Source organism: Stenotrophomonas sp. PS02300, from assembly GCF_029959395.1.
GTDB lineage: Bacteria > Pseudomonadota > Gammaproteobacteria > Xanthomonadales > Xanthomonadaceae > Stenotrophomonas > Stenotrophomonas maltophilia_AD.
Genome location: NZ_JASCOP010000024.1, coordinates 25,554 through 41,326 on the forward strand (window position 1 = coordinate 25,554; position 15,773 = coordinate 41,326).

The following is a 15,773-nucleotide window of genomic DNA, read 5'->3' on the forward strand; positions in this document are numbered from 1 at the left end:
CCATTCGATCCACATGGTCTATCGGCATGCGCCCGATCGCTTACATTAGGACGCGAGTCATCGAACGACGACATGGAGCTGAATGTCGTCGTTCGGTGACTTTGCGGTCGAAGCAGCGGCTGCAGAAGGCAACCTATGGATTGCCTTTCGCCGATGCAACTTATGCGTTGCGTTCCGCAGCGGGCTACGCCACCTGCACGATGTGCAGCGCCTTCGGGTTGCGCCACTGCGCCAGCAGCACCGCTTCACGGGCCTTGGCCTTATGCAGGTGCGCTTCCTTTACATGTCCATAGCCGCGGATGTGTTCTGGAATGCTGGCAATCTCGACCGCCAACGCCACGCGGTCATCGCTCAACCCGTCCAGCAGCAACGCCACGGTCTGTTCGTAATCGGCAATCAGCTGGCGCTCGCCACGGCGTTCCTCAGTGCGGCCGAAGATGTCGAACGTGCCACCGCGCAGGAATTTCAGCTTGGCCAGCAGGCCGAAGGCCTTGAGCATCCACGGACCGTATTCCTGCTTGATCAGGCGGCCCTGTTCGTCCTTCTTCGCGAACAGCGGCGGGGCCAGGTGAAAGCGTACCTGGAAATCGCCCTCGAACTGCTGCTGCAGGCGGCGCTGGAATTCGCCGCTGGTGTACAGGCGCGCCACTTCGTACTCGTCCTTGTAGGCCATGAGCTTGAAGTAGTAACGGGCCACGGTCTCGGTCAGCGCGGTGCTGCCGGCCTTGTCCCATTCCGCCGTACGCACGCGGTCGACCAGCGCGCGGTAGCGCGCGGCATAGGCGGCGTCCTGGTACTCGGTGAGGAAGCGAACGCGGCGTTCCACCAGCTCGTCCAGCGAACGCGACAGGCGCTCGTCATCCAGCGGCAGGAATGCCACGTCGCTGCCACCGCCGTGCCCGGGCAGGCCGCGCAGTTCGCGCTCGTCGCCGGTTTCGCGCGGTGCCGCAGTGGCGCCCCATTCGTTGCCTTCCCATTCGCCCGGCGGCAGGTCATGCAGCGGGCCCGGGGTGCGCTCGGCATCGGTATGGCCGTTGCGGACCAGCCCGGCGGCCTGCTGCACCGCCTGCGGATCCACGGCGGCCAGCCGGCCCCATGCGAATGCCTGCTGGTTCATCGCCACCGCCGCGCCATTGAGCTCGACCGCGCGCATCAGCGCCTCGAACGAGATCGGTACCAGCCCCTGCTGCCAGGCGTAGCCCAGGATGAACAGGTTGGAGGCAATCGCATCACCCAGCAGCGCGGTGGCCAGCTGGGTGGCATCCAGCAGCAGCGGCTCGCGGCCGCCCAGTGCCACGCGGATGCCGGCAATGATGTCGGCCGCCGGGAACTGCATGTCCGGGCGGGTGGTGAAGGTGCCCGGCATGGCTTCATAGGTGTTGAGCACCACCTGCGAGCGCTCGGCGCGCACCTTCGACAGTGCCCAGTAATCGTTGACCACCACCATGTCGCAGCCCACCACCAGGTCGGCTTCGCCCGCGGCGATGCGCACGGCATGGATGTCTTCGGGGCGCTTGGCGATGCGGATATGGGTGGTGACCGCGCCGCCCTTCTGGGCCAGGCCGGTCTGGTCGAGCACGCTGGCACCCTTGCCTTCCAGGTGCCCGGCCATGCCCAGCAGCGCGCCGATGGTCACCACGCCGGTGCCACCGACGCCGGTGATCAAAATGTTCCAGGGCTGATCGAGCGTGCTGCGGAAGGTCGGCGCGGGCAGGTTGTCGAGCAGGCTGCTGCGCTCGCTGCGCGAGCCCTTGCGCAGCGTGCCGCCGTGCACGGTGACGAAGCTGGGGCAGAAACCGGTGGTGCAGGAATAGTCCTTGTTGCAGTTGGACTGGTCGATATCGCGCTTGCGCCCGAATTCGGTTTCCTTCGGCAGCACCGACACGCAGAAGCTCTTCTGGCCGCAGTCGCCGCAGCCCTCGCAGACCAGCGAATTGACCACCACGCGCTTGGGCGGGTCGACCAGCTTGCCGCGCTTGCGGCGACGGCGCTTTTCGGTGGCGCAGGTCTGTTCGTAGATCAGGATGCTGGTGCCCTTCACTTCGCGCAGCTGCTTCTGCACCGCATCCAGCTCGGCGCGGTCGTGGAATTCCACGCCCTCGGGGAACAGCTCGCGCTTGTTCCACTTGCCGATCTCATCGCTCACCAGCACGATCGTCTGCACGCCTTCGGCGCGCATCTGGTGGGCGATCTGCGGCACGGTCAGGGTGCCGTCCACCGGCTGGCCGCCGGTCATCGCCACCGCATCGTTGTAGAGGATCTTGTAGGTGATGTTGACCCCGGCGGCGATGGCCTGGCGGATCGCCAGCGAACCGCTGTGGAAATAGGTGCCATCGCCCAGGTTCTGGAACACGTGTTCGGTGTCGGTGAACGCGGCCTGCCCGGCCCAGGTCACGCCTTCGCCGCCCATGTGGGTGAAGGTGTCGGTGCTGCGGTCCATCCAGGTGACCATGTAATGGCAACCGATGCCGCCCAGCGCGCGCGAGCCTTCCGGCACGCGGGTGGAGGTGTTGTGCGGGCAGCCCGAGCAGTAATGCGGCACGCGCGGGAAGCTGGCGCGCGGCAGCGCCAGTTCGGCTTCCTTGGCATCCATCCAGCGCAGGCGCTGTTCGATGGAGTCATTGGTGAAGAAGCGCTGGATGCGGCGGCCGATCACGCCGGCAATGGTGGCCGGGGTCAGTTCATTGGTGGACGGCAGGATCCACGCGCCCTGCTCGTCGTACTTGCCCACGATCGACGGGCGCGGGCCGGCGCTGGCCGGCCAGTTGTAGAACTGTTCCTTCATCTGGCGCTCGATGAAGGCCCGCTTCTCCTCCACCACCACGATGTCTTCCAGCCCCTGGGCGAAGCGCGCGATGCCTTCCGGCTCCAGCGGCCAGGTCATGCCGACCTTGTACACGCGGATGCCGATGTCGGCGCAGGCGCGCTCGTCCAGGCCCAGGTACTCCAGCGCCTGCAGCACGTCCAAGTAGCTCTTGCCGGTGGTGACGATGCCCAGCCGCGCACGCGGCGAATCCATCACCACCCGGTCGATGCCGTTTGCGCGCGCGAACGCCTGGGCGGCCTTGACCGCATAGCGGTGCAGGCGCATCTCCTGGTCCAGCGGCGGGTCCGGCCAGCGGATGTTGAGCCCGCCGGCGGGCATCTCGAAGTCTTCCGGCAGCACGATCCGGCGCGCGAACGGGTCCACCTGCACCGACGCGGACGATTCCACCGTTTCGGCGATGGTCTTGAAGCCGATCCAGCGCCCGGTGTACCGGCTCATGGCCCAGCCAAGCAGGCCCATGTCCAGGATGTCCTGCACGCCGGCCGGGTTGAGCACCGGCATCATCGCGCTGACGAATTCATCTTCGCTGCCGTGCGGCAGGGTGGAGCTGCGGCAGGCGTGGTCGTCGGCGGCCAGCGCCAGCACGCCGCCGTGCACGGAGGTGCCGGCAGCGTTGGCATGCTTGAACACATCGCCGCAGCGGTCCACGCCCGGGCCCTTGCCGTACCACATGCCGTACACGCCCTGGACCCTGGCCCCGGGGAACAGGTTGGTCTGCTGGGTGCCCCAGACCATGGTCGCGCCCAGGTCCTCGTTGAGGCCGGGGGTGAACTTCACCTTCGCCGCCTCCAGGTGCTGGCGGGCGCGCCACAGTTCCAGGTCGAAGCCGCCCAGCGGGCTGCCGCGGTAGCCGCTGATGAAGCCGGCGGTGTCCAGCCCGGCGGCCTGGTCGCGCAGCCGCTGCATCAGCGGCAGGCGTACCAGCGCCTGCACCCCGCTCAGGTAAATGCGGCCATCGGTACGGGTGTACTTGTGGTCCAGCGTGTAGCTGTCGTCCAGCGGCCCGGCAGGCAGGTTGGCGGACGAAGGCGAGGTGAGTTCGGCGGTACTGGTCATGGCTGGCCCGTGCTGACGGCTGGCACGGCCACCGCAAGGGCGGCCGGAAAGGGCGGAATTGTATCAGCCGGGCATTTTCTGGCCTTCGGGACTCGCACCGCGGGCGAGCTGCGGTTAGGATCGGGGAGGGAGGTTGTTGTGACAACCTGGGGGAGTTTGTATGGCAGTGGCAAGAAAGATGCTGACCGGCATGGTGCTGGCGGCGGGGATGACAGTGTTCGGGGCGGCAGCGCAATCGTTGCCGGCATTGCAGGAGTTCTACTTCGACGACGACGTGGCTGCGGTCACGCCCGTGGTCGTGCCGGCCGACAGCAGCGATGTCGTCGACCAGCTGATGAAACAACGCGAACGTGGCCGCAAGGCGCTGGAAGCCACCGTGCAGCTGGCCAGCGTGGCCTATGCGCAGGGCCGCCCGGAGCTGGGCCGCGAGCTGTATGCCGATGCGGAAAAGAATGCACCGGGCACCTCGGTGCCGGGCCGCATGGTGCGCTGGAACCATGGCTGGGACCTGTTCCGCCAAGGTGATGCCGAGGCGGCCCTGGTGCAGTGGCACAGCGCCCAGCAGGGCCTGCGCGGCAACGCATCGTGGGTGCCGCAGACCTACGCGCTGGCGTTGTGGACGCTGGGTCGCAAGGACGAAGCGGTGCAGTGGTATGCCGCCGCCGTGCGCACCGAGCCGCAGCGCTGGACCACCAGCGACGGCTACGCGCAGGCACTGCCGGGCTGGCGCGACACCGAACGTGCCACCTTGGCCCAGGTGCAGCAGGCTTGGGCGGCGCAGCCGCCGGCCTGGCCGTAACGCAGTTAGTCCACGCCGGCTTCGACCATCGTCGGGGCCGGCGCTGCGGCAACTTCCGCTAGGCTGGCCCGATGGCCTTTGATGCGTTTGCCCTGATCCTGACCATGCTCGGCCTGGGCATGCTGTTCGCGCGCCTGCGCGCGTTGCCCGACAACAGCGCCGAAGTGCTCAACCGCGTGGTGCTGCTGGTATGCCTGCCGGCGGCGGTGCTTACCTATGTGCCGCGACTGCAGCTGGATACCAGCCTGGTTGGGCTGATGGCCACGCCGTGGCTGCTGATGCTGGCCACCGTGGCACTGGTCAGCCTGGCCACGCGCCTGTTCGGGTTCGCGCGCGATGTGCATGCCGTGCTGCTGATCTGCGTGGCGCTGGCCAATTCCAGCTTCATCGGCTACCCGATGGTGCGCGCGTTGCTGGGCGACCACGCGTTGCCGTATGCGGTGGTGTACGACCAGTTCGGCACGTTCGTGCTGCTCTCCACGTTCGGGTTGTACGTGATCGCCCGCTACAGCGGCGATGCGCCGCCCACCGCGCGCCAGGTGCTGGGCCGCATCGCCGGGTTCCCGCCGTTGTGGGCGCTGCTGTTCGCGCTGACGCTGATGCCGGTGCAGCCGCTCACCTGGATTGCCACCGGGCTGAAGCAGCTGGCCGATGCGATGTTGCCGCTGGTGATGCTGGCGGTGGGGCTGTCGATCCGCCTGCGGCTCTCGCGCGATGAACTTGCGCCGCTGGGCATCGGGCTGGTGCTGAAGCTGGTGCTGATGCCGGCGCTGGCACTGCCGATCGCGTGGGCGTTCGGCCTGCAGGGCGCGATGCTGCAGGTGAATGTACTGGAATCGGCGATGCCGACCATGATCACCGCCGCCGCGCTGGCCATCTCACACCGGCTGGCGCCGCGGTTGGCCGCGGCGCTGGTGGGGTACGGCATCCTGCTGTCGCTGCTTACCCTGCCGGCATGGGTGTGGGTGTTGAACCGGTGATCATTCGTCCGCGCTGACGGTACGCCCGCGTGCCCAGTCGCGCAGGCCGTTGACCTGTTCGGCCATCAGCACCGACAACGGGCGGCTGCCGCGGATCTCGGTCATCAGCAGCTCGGTGTCCAGCGCACGCTCTTCGGCATGCGCCGCATACAGCCCGGCCACCACGGCCTGCTCGATTTCCGCCCCCGAGAAACCATCGCTGGCCGCCGCCAGCGCCGGCAGCGCGAAGTCGTCGGCGTTGAGCGTGCGCCGGCCCAGGTGCAGGCGCAGCAGCTCCACCCGGGTATTGGCATCGGGCAGGTCGACGAAGAAGATCTCGTCGAAGCGGCCCTTGCGCAGCAGCTCCGGCGGCAGCTCATGCACCTGGTTGGCGGTGGCCACGATGAACACCTGGCTCTTGCGCTCGGCCAGCCAGGTCAGCAGGTGGCCCAGCACGCGGCGGGACACGCCGCCGTCCTCGCCACCACTGGCCAGGCCCTTCTCGATCTCGTCGATCCACAGCACGCACGGCGCCAGCTGCTCGGCCGAGGCCAGCGCCTCGCGCAGGTTCTTCTCGGTCTCGCCGTGGAACTTGTCGTACAGGCTGCCGAAGTCCAGCCGCAGCAGCGGCACCCCGAAGCCGGCGGCGGTGGCCTTGGCCAGCATCGACTTGCCGCAGCCCTGCACGCCCAGCAGCAGCATGCCCTTGGGCGGGTCCAGCCCGGCCGGGCCCTGGCCGCCCAGGAACACCGGGCGGCGCTGGTTGACCCAGCGCTTGAGCCGGTTGGCCCCGGCCACGTCGGCGAAGCGGGTGGTGTCGTATTCGTAATGCAGCTGCCCGGCGCGGTTGAGCAGCTCGAACTTCAGCTTGGCCAGCTGCGGCAGGTCGTCCTGGCTGATCGCGCCGTCGGCGAAGATCAGCTGGCGGGCGATCCGCCGTGCATCCACCAGGCTCAGCCCACGCAGGTTGTGCAGGATCTTCTTGACCGCATCGTTGTCCACTTCAACCCGGCGGCCACCGTTCTCGCGTGCATACGCGGCCACTTCCTCGCGCAGCATCTTGAGCAGCGCGTTGGGGTCGGGCAGGCGCGGGTTGAAGCGGGTGGCCAGCGCCTCCAGCTCGGCCGGCAGCTCCACCTTGGCGCCGATCAGCACCAGCACGTGGGCCTCGCAGTGGCGGCGCTGGATCAGGTCGCGCAGCGCGCGCTGGTGGCTGGCATAGCCCAGGTAGGGATGGAAATCGAGCAGCAGGTAGATGCCGCGCTGGTCGGCCTGGCGGATCATCTGCAGGGCCGAGCTGGCATCGGGCGGGCCAACCGCGTCGTCCTCGCGGTCCATGTCGATCCGGCGCAGCCCTTCGGTGATGGACCAGCGGTGCAGGGCCCGCCAGACATGCATCAGGGTCTGCCGGAACAGCTCCACCACACGACCCTCGTCCTGGGTCTCGATCACGATCAGCGGGGTATTGGCGCGGATCAACGCGCTGAGGTCCTGTAACTCGCTCATGCCGGCTTGCAGTCCATTGGATCGCGCACGATAGCAAAGCAGCGCGGGATGCAGGAGGTTCAGCCGCGCGACTATCTCCATCACGGAGGGCGGTGTACGCTCGGGTCACGTTCCCCGGAAGCGAGGCTGGCATGAAGACGATCCTGGTAGCCGGTTCCAAGGGTGGGGTGGGCAAGTCCACCATTGCCACCCACCTGGCGGCGCAGGCCGCCCTGGCCGGCAAACGGACCGTACTGGCCGACGCCGACCCCCAAGGCTCCAGCACCCGCTGGGCCGAACGCCGTGCCGGGCTGGAAAGCGCGGTGCTGCCCATCGATGCCAGCGGCAAGCACCCGCTCAAGCACGTGCCCGACGATACCGAGGTCCTGGTCATCGACGCCCCCGCCGGGGCCCGCGCCGGTGAGCTGGACGCCTTCCTGGACGTGGCCGACGCCGTGGTGGTGCCGGTGCTGCCCTCGGCGCTGGACATCGAAGCCATCGTCGGCTTCCTGAACACCCTGTCCAAGGTGCCGCGCGTGCACAAGCGCAAGCTGCCGGTGGGGCTGGTGCTCAACCGCACCAAACCATGGACCCAGACCTCCCGCCAGGCCGAGCAGATGCTGGAGGAGTGGCCGTACCCGGTGGTTGCCAAGCTGCGCGATACCCAGGGTTACGTGGTCATGACCGGCCTGGGCCGCAGCCTGTTCGATTACCGCTCCGCGCAGGTGCGCGAGCACCAGAGTGACTGGGAGCCACTGTTGAAGTGGTTGAAGATTGCCTGAGCCAGAAGAGAGCCTTATGCGAGAACTGATCCTGCTGCGCCACGCCCATGCCGAACCTGCGGCCAACGGGCAAGAAGATATCGACCGACCCCTTTCGCCGGTGGGTCTTGCCGAAGCCGAAGCTGCGGGCAAATGGCTGACCGAAAACAACCTGTTGCCTGATTGTGTGGTGTGTTCCCCGTCGCGGCGTACCCGGGAGACCCTGGAAGCGGTGCTCGGGAAAACCGGATTTGTCGAGAAGATGCTGGAAGACCGGATCTACGACGCTACCCCCGGGACGCTCACCGACGTCATCGAAAAGCGCTGGGAGGTAGACCGGCTGCTGGTGGTCGGGCACAACCCAGGCCTGGAGCAGCTGGTGCCGTTCCTGACCGACGGATCCAGCAGCGACTACCGTGGCATGGCGCCGGGCGGTATCGCAGTCCTTACCTTCAAGGGTGATTCCACCATCGAACCCGGCGCGGCGACGTTGACCCAGTTCTGGTGGCCGTAAGCCGTGACAGCAGTAAAAACCCTGTTGTGCTGTCTGCTCGGGCTGGCGGCGGGGGTGGCGCGTGCCGAACCCCCGGTGCCGGCCCTGCCCCCGGCCCAGGCCGCACCCAAGCAGGTGATGGAGCTGGATACGGCGCGCTCGCGCCTGGGCTTCGAGATCCGCACCCGGCTGGGCCAGCGCATCGAAGGGGTGTTCCCGCGCTTTGAAGGCCGTATCGACGTGCTGTCCGATGGCCGCCACCAGGTCCATCTGCGCATGTTCACCGGCTACGTCGAGATCCCCGGCAAGGACCGCTACACCGGCTGGATGCGCGGCGAGGAGTTCTTCGACGCCGGGCGCTACCCGGTGGTGGAGTTCGATTCGGTGCCCTACGACCCACAGCTGGTCGAAAAGGGCGGCGGCATCCATGGCCGGTTGATCCTGCGCGGGGTGTCCCACCCGGAGACCCTTCAGGTTGAACCGGCGTCCTGCCCCCGGGCCGGGTATGATTGCGACGTGGTCAGCCGCGGTACCGTCCAGCGTGGCCGGTATGGAATGGACAGCTGGCAGCTAGCCCTGAGTGATCGAGTGACCTTCGTCCTGCGTGCGCGTCTCAACGAGGCGCTGAAACCGTGAATCCCCTGTTGCGGGTGGTAGTGCTGGCAATTCTGTTGCTGGGCAGCGGCTGTGCGTCGCTGTCCAACGCGCAGCGCGAGCGCGCGGCCGGCATTGCGGCACAGGCACGTTCGCATACTGTTGATTGCGACAAGCCCGACCGCTGCGCGCTCGATTCGCCGCTGCGCGCCCTCGGCGGGCAGGCCTTCAGTGAATCCACCGAAGCGGCCCCGCGCCATTACGCCACCATCCTGGACGAGGGCGAGACCGCGCTGGTGGCGCGCATCAACCTGATCCGCAGCGCCACCCGCAGCATCGACCTGCAGACCTACATCTTCGACAAGGACGACAGCGCCCGGCTGGTGCTGGACGAACTGCTGGCCGCCGCCCGGCGCGGGGTGAAGGTACGGGTGCTGATCGACCAGCTCTCGGCGATCTCCGACCTGGAGATCCTGGCCGCGCTGGCCAGCAGCCACCAGAATTTCGAGATCCGCGTCTACAACCCGACCTTCGGCAAGGCGCGGCTGAACTACGCCGATTACGCCGGCAGCGTGATCTGCTGCTTCCGCCGCTTCAACCAGCGCATGCACAACAAGCTGCTGGTGATCGACGATGCGCTGGGCGTGGTGGGCGGGCGCAACTACCAGGACGACTATTACGACTGGGACAGCGAATACAACTTCCGCGACCGCGACGTGCTGCTGGCCGGGCCCGAAGCGCGCGGCATGGCTGCCAACTTCGATGCGTTCTGGCACGCCCAGCGCAGCGTGCCGGCCGAGCGCCTGAACGACGTGGGCAATACCCTGCTCAAGCAGGGCGCCCCGGCCATGCCGCCGGCCGACTACCGCCGCCCGGCGCGGGTGGAGCAGGTGATCGATGAAGCGGTCGACCCGGCCTACATCCAGCGCATGTTCGTGGATACCGCGCTGCCGGTGCGTTCGGTGCGCTATGTGGCCGACCTGCCGCGCAAGCATCGCCGCGAGCGCGCCAGCCAGCCGGCCAACGGCCAGCACGTCACCGAGCCGCAGCTGGATTCGCTGATCGCCGGCGCGCAGACCGAAGTGCTGCTGCAGACCCCGTACCTGGTGCTGTCCAAGCCGGCGCGCAAGTTGTTCGAGGCACTGCGCAAGCGCGAACAGCCGCCGCGCATCGTGGTCTCCACCAACAGCCTGGCCGCCACCGACAACCCGATCGTCTACGCGCTGTCCTACAAGTACAAGCGTCGCAACCTGCGCGAGCTGGGCTTCAACATCTACGAATTCAAGCCGTTCCCGCTGGATGCCCCGGTCGACTACCGCAACCTGGTGCCGGCCCCGCTGGGCACCGCGCCCAGCACCGACAGCGGACGCAGCAGCCTGTTGGGCGGCAGCGCGGCCGGCAGCAACGCGCGCAGCAGCGGCAGCAACCGGCGCAGCGCGGACACCACGGGCGCCACCGAACAGCCCGTCGCGCAGGAACAGGATGACGCCGGCACCGTGCCTGCCACCGACGACGCCGGCGACCGCCCCCAGCCCACCCCCGGCCCGGCCGCGCGCCGCCGTACCGACGGCAGCGTGGTGGAACGCCGCGTGCTGCGTGCCGAAACCCGGCCCTCGTTCCTGGGCACCAAAGCGGTGAACAAGCCGCTGCCGGTGACCCGCAGCGGCGCGCGCATGGGCCTGCACGCCAAATCGCTGGTGGTGGACCGCCGCATCGGCGTGATCGGCACCCACAACTTCGACCCGCGCAGCGAGAACTACAACACCGAAGGCGCGGTCATCATCGATGACCCGGCCTTCGCCGAAGCGCTGGCGCAGAGCATCCTGCGCGACATCCACCCCAAGAACTCCTGGGTGGTGGCGCCGCGCACCAAGCCGCCGGTGCTGTCGGGCCTGAACTACAGCGTGGGCAAGGCCTCCGAGGCACTGCCCGTGCTCGATTTCTGGCCGTGGCGCTACGCCACCGATTACGAATTCCAGCCCGGCCCGAACTGCCCCGAGCCGCTGCGCCGCCAGGACCCGGACTTCCACAGCTGCTACACCGCCGTGGGCGACTTCCCCGAGGTCAACGTCGGCCCGAAGTGGCTGCTGGTGCGCATGCTCACCGCGTTCGGCGCCGGCCTGGTGCCCATCCTGTAATTCCTTGTCGTTCCACGGAGGCGCTGCATGTCCCAGGTATTCCGCGAGCCGGTCTCGATCGAGGCGCTCAACGCGCTCAGCCGCAACACCCTGATCGAACACCTCGGCATCGTCTTTACCGCCGCCGGTGACGACTGGGTCCAGGCCACCATGCCGGTCGACGCGCGTACCCGCCAGCCCTACGGCATCCTGCACGGCGGCGCCTCGGTGGTGCTGGCCGAAACCCTGGGCAGCAGCGCCGGCAACCTGTGCGTGGATACCCGCGAACAGGTCTGCGTGGGCCTGGAGATCAACGCCAACCACATCCGCGCCCAGCGCGGTGGCACCGTCACCGGTACCGCGCGCGCCGTGCACGTGGGCCGCAGCACCCACGTGTGGGACATCCGCATCGAAGACGAGGCCGGCAAGCTGGTCTGCACCTCGCGGCTGACCCTGGCCGTGGTCCCGGCGGTCCGCCCGGGCTGAGCTGGGCTTGACCTGCTGTGGCGGATGGCCCGCCACGCTGGCAGACCCCGCAGCGCTCGGGTATCGTTCGCGGATGACTTCCCCCCCTTCGGCCTCGCGTGGCGGCGTGGCGCGTGTGTGCCGTTACCTGTACCGCGTTCCCCTGCTGCTGGTCCACCTGCTGCTTTTCCTGCCGCTGCTCCTGATCGGCATGCTGCCGCCGTGGGGCAACCTGCGCGTGGGCGGGCGTACGCTTGAGCACCTGCTGGTCAATGCCTGGTCGGGCGGGCTGATGTGGATCTTCGGCTTCCGCCTGCGCCGCATCGGCACGCCGTTGCCCGGCGCGGTGTTGTTCGTGGCCAACCATGTCAGCTGGGTGGACATCTCCATGCTGCACAGCCAGCGCATGATGGGCTTCGTGGCCAAGCGCGAAATCGCCGGGTGGCCGGTGGTGGGCTGGCTGGCCGCACGCGGGCAGACCATCTTCCACCAGCGCGGCAGCACCGAATCGCTGGGCGGGGTGATGCAGCTGATGGTCGAGCGCCTGCAGCAGGGCAAGGCGGTGGGCGTGTTCCCGGAAGGGCGCACCCGCGGTGGCCATGAAGTGGGCCCGTTCCATGCCCGCATCTTCCAGGCCGCAGTGGAAACCCAGGTACCGGTACAGCCGGTGGCGCTGCGCTACGGCGTGCGCGGCGACGCGCAGACCGTGGTCGCGTTCGGCGAGCGCGAAAGCTTCTTCGCCAACTTCCTGCGCCTGCTGGGGGAACCGGCACGGCGGGCCGAGGTGCATTTCCTCGCGCCCATTGGCACCCATGACCTGGAAGGCCGTCGCCGCATCGCGGAAACCTCGCGTGCGCGCATCGTGGCGGCCATGAACGCCGAATAGCGCGATGCTGACCGCTGCCGACTACTGTCCGCCGCGTTGGCTGCGCAACCCGCACCTGCAGTCGATGCTCAGCTCCAGCCGCATGCGCATGCAGCGCGGCCTGGTGCTGCTGGCCGCCACCGGCGCGGTCACCGAAGAGCTGATCCTGGACGGCGGCGAAGGCGTGCGCCTGCAGGGCTGGCACAGCCGCATCGAAGGCCGTGAACCGGTCGGCATGGCGCTGCTGCTGCACGGCTGGGAAGGCAGTTCCGAATCCAGCTACATGCGCATGACCGCCGCGCGCATGCTCGAGGCCGGCTATGACGTGGTGCGGCTGAACTTCCGCGACCACGGCAACACCCACCACCTCAACCCCGGCATCTTCCACTCCAACCGCATCGACGAAGTGGTGCAGGCCGCCGGCGATATCGCCCGGCGCTGGCCACAGCTGCCGCTGGTGGCCGCCGGCTACTCGCTGGGCGGCAACTTCGTGCTGCGCCTGGCGCTGCGCGCGCCCTCGGCCGGGGTGCCGCTGCGCCGGGTGGCCTCGGTCTGCCCGGTGCTGGACCCGGCGATCACCATGGAAAGCATCGAGAACGGCCCGGCGATGTACGACTGGTACTTCCGCCGCAAGTGGGCCGGTTCGCTGCGCCGCAAGCGCGATCTGTTCCCCGAGCTGAGCGACTGGGACGACCGCGTGCTGAAGCTGGACATCCGCGCGCTGACCGCCTGGCTGGTGGAACACCACACCGAATTCGGCACCCTGCAGGCCTACTTCGACGGCTATTCCATCGCCGGCGACCGCCTGGCCGGGCTGGATGTCCCGGCCGACATCCTGATGGCCCAGGACGACCCGGTCATTCCCTATGCCACCTTCAACGGCTGGCGCCTGCCGGCCCATGCCCGGCTGGAAATCGCCCCGTGGGGCGGCCATTGCGGCTTCCTGGAAAACTGGCGCGGCGATGGCTTCTCCGAACGCTGGGTGGCCCAGCGGCTGAGCCTGGAAGCGCTGCGCTGAGGCCCGGCCCGGCGCGCCGGCGCCGGTGTTCTACAATCGGGGTTTGACCCCAAGCCGGACCGTCATGCAAGACACTATTCTCCAAGCCCTGCGCCGCAACGCAGTGGAAGAAGCCGCGCAGCTGGCGCGCGAATGGATCCAGGCCGAGCCGGAGCAGCCGCAGGCGCACCGCTGGCTGGCCCTGGCGCTGCAGCAGCAGGGCCAGTACGACGGCGCCCTGGACAGCCTGCAGCGCGGGCTGGAACTGGCCCCGGACAACGCCGAACTGCACCTGCAGCATGCCGGCCTGCTGCTGGCGCTGCGCCAGTTCGACGCCGCCAACAGCGCGCTGGACCGCACCGCCGAACTCAACCCCAACGAACTGTCGGCCTACCTGATGCAGGCCCACCTGGCGTTGTCGCGCAACGACGTGGACGAGGCCGAGCGGATCACCCGCACGGCCGCGCGCGTGGAGGAGGACAACGCGGAAGTGGTGGCGCTGCAGGGCATGATCGCGCTGCGCCGCAATGATGCCGACCGCGCGCTGGCGCTGCTCTCGGCCGCCAGCCAGGCGCTGCCCAACGACGCACGCATCCTGTACGCGCTGGGCTTTGCCTACCTGGGCAAGGACCTGCTGGCGTTTGCCGAGCAGGCCTTCCGCCGCGTGCTGGAGATCAACCCGGGCATCACCTCGCTGCACGGCCTGCTGGTGCAGCTGGCCCTGCGCCAGGGCAATACCGAAAACGCCGCCGCCATCGTGGGCCAGGTGCTGGCCCAGCCCGAGACCGACACCCCCGCGATGCGCCGCCTGGCCGGCGAGCTGGCCCTGCAGTCGAGCCAGCCGCTGCAGGCGCTGGAACACCTGCTGCCGGTGCTGGAACAGTGGCCGGCCGACCGCCAGACCCTGCAGCTGCTGTTGATGGCCTGGCAGCGCCTGGGCCGCGAGCAGCAGGCCCGCGACACCCTGGACGCCGCGCTGGAAACGCACCCGCAGGAACACAACCTGTGGATGGCCCGCCTGGCCATTGAAGTGGTCGGCAGTGCCGAGGCCGCCGCCGTGGCCGATCGCTGGATCGCGGCCGTGCCGGGCCACCTGCCGGCGCTGGAAGCGCGCCTGCGCCTGCACGACATGGCCGGCGATGCCGCCGCCGCGGAAGCGGTGGCGCGCCAGATCATCGCCATTGAACCCGGCCGTGCCAGCGGCGAAACCCGCCTGGTGGATGCCCTGCTGGCGCGCGACCCGGCGGCCGCGGTCGCCCACGTGAAGGCGCTGGTCGATGCCCAGCCCGAAGCCGACCGCGGTGCGCTGCGTGCGTGGCTGGGCAGCGTGCAGGACCGCGCCGGCCAGTTTGATGCGGCCTTGTCGACCTGGGCTGACCTGCATGCCTCCGAATCCTCGCAGCGCCTGCCGTTGCCGCCGCAGGCCAAGGCGCCACTGACCTGGCCGGAATCCGGCAGCATTCCCGACACGATCAGCGCGCGCCCGATGTTCGTCTGGGGCGCGCCGGGCTCGGGCGTGGAGCGGGTCATCGCGGCCATCGCCGCCGGCAGCAAGGTGCTGCGCGGCGACCGTTTCGGTCCCAACCCGCCCAACGATGGCTTCCAGAGCTACCACACGCTGCAGGACCTCTCCACCGGCAAGCTGGCGCCGGAACAGCTGGTCGAGCAGTGGCGCGCGCAGCTGCCCGAGCGCGGCCTGGCCGACGCCAACGTCATCGACTGGCTGCTGTGGTGGGACAACGCGCTGCTGTGGTCGCTGCGTCCGCAGCTGCCGGAAGGCCGCCTGCTGCTGGTGCTGCGCGACCCGCGCGACATGCTGCTGCAGTGGCTGGCACATGGCGCGCCGACGCCGTTCGCGGTGAACTCGGTGAACGAAGCGGCCGAATGGCTGACCCGTTCGCTGACCCAGATCGCCACGCTGCACGAGCAGGACCTGTACCCGCACGCCCTCGTGCGCGTCGATGACATCGGCAACAACCCCGAGGCCATGGCCGCGCAGCTGGGCAGCCTGTTCGGCGTGCAGCTGCCGCCGGCGCGGACGCTGGGCCCGGCACGCCTGCCGGCCGGTCACTGGCGCCACTACCGCGAGGCGCTGGGGTCCGCGTTCGCCCAGCTCACCCCCGTCGCGGTGCGGCTTGGCTATCCGGAAGCGTAAGGAGAACGTTGCAATGAAACTGACCAGTTCCGCCCTGCGCAACGGCGCACCGATCCCCGCCACGTTCGCCGCGGGCGATGCCAAGGGCTTTGCCGCCAACCGCAATCCGCCGCTGGCGTGGAGCGACGTGCCCGAGGGCACCCGCTCCTTCGCCCTGCTGTGCATCGACCCGGACGTGCCGACCGTGCCCGACACGGTCG

The 15,773-nt window shown here is 68.7% G+C and carries 12 protein-coding genes and 1 pseudogene; 11 read left to right on the forward strand and 2 right to left on the reverse strand.

Features of this window, described 5'->3' with window-relative positions; genetic code table 11:
• Nucleotides 1–184: 184 nt before the first annotated feature.
• The gene (locus QMX79_RS07020) at nt 185–3,883 is read right to left on the reverse strand and encodes an indolepyruvate ferredoxin oxidoreductase family protein (protein WP_282245725.1); all 3,699 of its coding nucleotides are present in this window, start codon (nt 3,881–3,883) and stop codon (nt 185–187) included.
• A gap of 160 nt (nt 3,884–4,043) precedes the next feature.
• Here QMX79_RS07020 and QMX79_RS07025 point away from each other — a divergent pair, with 160 nt between their 5' ends.
• Nucleotides 4,044–4,682, forward strand: coding sequence for a tetratricopeptide repeat protein (locus QMX79_RS07025; protein WP_282245727.1), 639 nt, complete (start codon nt 4,044–4,046; stop codon nt 4,680–4,682).
• Between the two features lie 71 nt (nt 4,683–4,753).
• On the forward strand, nt 4,754–5,662 hold the full coding sequence (locus QMX79_RS07030; protein WP_282245729.1) for an AEC family transporter: 909 nt from the start codon (nt 4,754–4,756) through the stop codon (nt 5,660–5,662).
• On the opposite strand, the gene QMX79_RS07035 is transcribed toward QMX79_RS07030, so the two are convergent.
• On the reverse strand, nt 5,663–7,147 hold the full coding sequence (locus QMX79_RS07035) for an AAA family ATPase (RefSeq protein ID WP_282245731.1): 1,485 nt from the start codon (nt 7,145–7,147) through the stop codon (nt 5,663–5,665).
• Between the two features lie 131 nt (nt 7,148–7,278).
• Between QMX79_RS07035 and QMX79_RS07040 the strand changes: the two genes are divergently transcribed.
• The 9 genes and pseudogenes from QMX79_RS07040 to QMX79_RS07080 form a co-directional block, all read left to right on the forward strand.
• The gene (locus tag QMX79_RS07040) at nt 7,279–7,908 is read left to right on the forward strand and encodes a ParA family protein (RefSeq protein WP_217538716.1); all 630 of its coding nucleotides are present in this window, start codon (nt 7,279–7,281) and stop codon (nt 7,906–7,908) included.
• A gap of 16 nt (nt 7,909–7,924) precedes the next feature.
• The gene (locus QMX79_RS07045; RefSeq protein ID WP_282245739.1) at nt 7,925–8,401 is read left to right on the forward strand and encodes a histidine phosphatase family protein; all 477 of its coding nucleotides are present in this window, start codon (nt 7,925–7,927) and stop codon (nt 8,399–8,401) included.
• A gap of 117 nt (nt 8,402–8,518) precedes the next feature.
• Nucleotides 8,519–9,016 carry a YceI family protein gene (locus QMX79_RS07050; RefSeq protein ID WP_282245754.1) on the forward strand — a complete coding sequence of 166 codons (498 nt, stop codon included), beginning with the start codon at nt 8,519–8,521 and terminating at the stop codon, nt 9,014–9,016.
• Nucleotides 9,013–11,112 carry a phospholipase D family protein gene (locus QMX79_RS07055; RefSeq protein WP_282245741.1) on the forward strand — a complete coding sequence of 700 codons (2,100 nt, stop codon included), beginning with the start codon at nt 9,013–9,015 and terminating at the stop codon, nt 11,110–11,112. Before QMX79_RS07050 ends, QMX79_RS07055 begins: the two co-directional genes overlap by 4 nt.
• 27 nt (nt 11,113–11,139) lie before the next feature.
• On the forward strand, nt 11,140–11,577 hold the full coding sequence (locus QMX79_RS07060) for a hotdog fold thioesterase (RefSeq protein WP_068848225.1): 438 nt from the start codon (nt 11,140–11,142) through the stop codon (nt 11,575–11,577).
• Nucleotides 11,578–11,650: 73 nt separating this feature from the next.
• The gene (locus QMX79_RS07065) at nt 11,651–12,442 is read left to right on the forward strand and encodes a lysophospholipid acyltransferase family protein (RefSeq protein ID WP_282245744.1); all 792 of its coding nucleotides are present in this window, start codon (nt 11,651–11,653) and stop codon (nt 12,440–12,442) included.
• A 4-nt stretch (nt 12,443–12,446) separates the two neighbouring features.
• Nucleotides 12,447–13,439, forward strand: coding sequence for an alpha/beta fold hydrolase (locus tag QMX79_RS07070; RefSeq protein WP_282245748.1), 993 nt, complete (start codon nt 12,447–12,449; stop codon nt 13,437–13,439).
• A gap of 64 nt (nt 13,440–13,503) precedes the next feature.
• Nucleotides 13,504–15,573 (forward strand): tetratricopeptide repeat protein, encoded by a 2,070-nt coding sequence (locus tag QMX79_RS07075; protein WP_282245750.1) that lies wholly within the window; start codon nt 13,504–13,506, stop codon nt 15,571–15,573.
• Nucleotides 15,574–15,586: 13 nt separating this feature from the next.
• A pseudogene (locus tag QMX79_RS07080) lies at nt 15,587–15,773 on the forward strand (YbhB/YbcL family Raf kinase inhibitor-like protein); the annotation flags it as partial.

What these genes read in the sequence shown, in the direction of transcription:
- QMX79_RS07050 (WP_282245754.1), top strand. Translation starts at nt 8,519, where the DNA reads ATGGAGCTGGATACGGCGCGCTCGCGCCTGGGCTTCGAGATCCGCACC.
- QMX79_RS07075 (WP_282245750.1), top strand. Translation starts at nt 13,504, where the DNA reads ATGCAAGACACTATTCTCCAAGCCCTGCGCCGCAACGCAGTGGAAGAA.
- QMX79_RS07060 (WP_068848225.1), top strand. Translation starts at nt 11,140, where the DNA reads ATGTCCCAGGTATTCCGCGAGCCGGTCTCGATCGAGGCGCTCAACGCG.
- QMX79_RS07065 (WP_282245744.1), top strand. Translation starts at nt 11,651, where the DNA reads ATGACTTCCCCCCCTTCGGCCTCGCGTGGCGGCGTGGCGCGTGTGTGC.
- QMX79_RS07070 (WP_282245748.1), top strand. Translation starts at nt 12,447, where the DNA reads ATGCTGACCGCTGCCGACTACTGTCCGCCGCGTTGGCTGCGCAACCCG.
- QMX79_RS07045 (WP_282245739.1), top strand. Translation starts at nt 7,925, where the DNA reads ATGCGAGAACTGATCCTGCTGCGCCACGCCCATGCCGAACCTGCGGCC.
- QMX79_RS07020 (WP_282245725.1), bottom strand. Translation starts at nt 3,883, where the DNA reads ATGACCAGTACCGCCGAACTCACCTCGCCTTCGTCCGCCAACCTGCCT.
- QMX79_RS07030 (WP_282245729.1), top strand. Translation starts at nt 4,754, where the DNA reads ATGGCCTTTGATGCGTTTGCCCTGATCCTGACCATGCTCGGCCTGGGC.
- QMX79_RS07025 (WP_282245727.1), top strand. Translation starts at nt 4,044, where the DNA reads ATGGCAGTGGCAAGAAAGATGCTGACCGGCATGGTGCTGGCGGCGGGG.
- QMX79_RS07035 (WP_282245731.1), bottom strand. Translation starts at nt 7,147, where the DNA reads ATGAGCGAGTTACAGGACCTCAGCGCGTTGATCCGCGCCAATACCCCG.
- QMX79_RS07040 (WP_217538716.1), top strand. Translation starts at nt 7,279, where the DNA reads ATGAAGACGATCCTGGTAGCCGGTTCCAAGGGTGGGGTGGGCAAGTCC.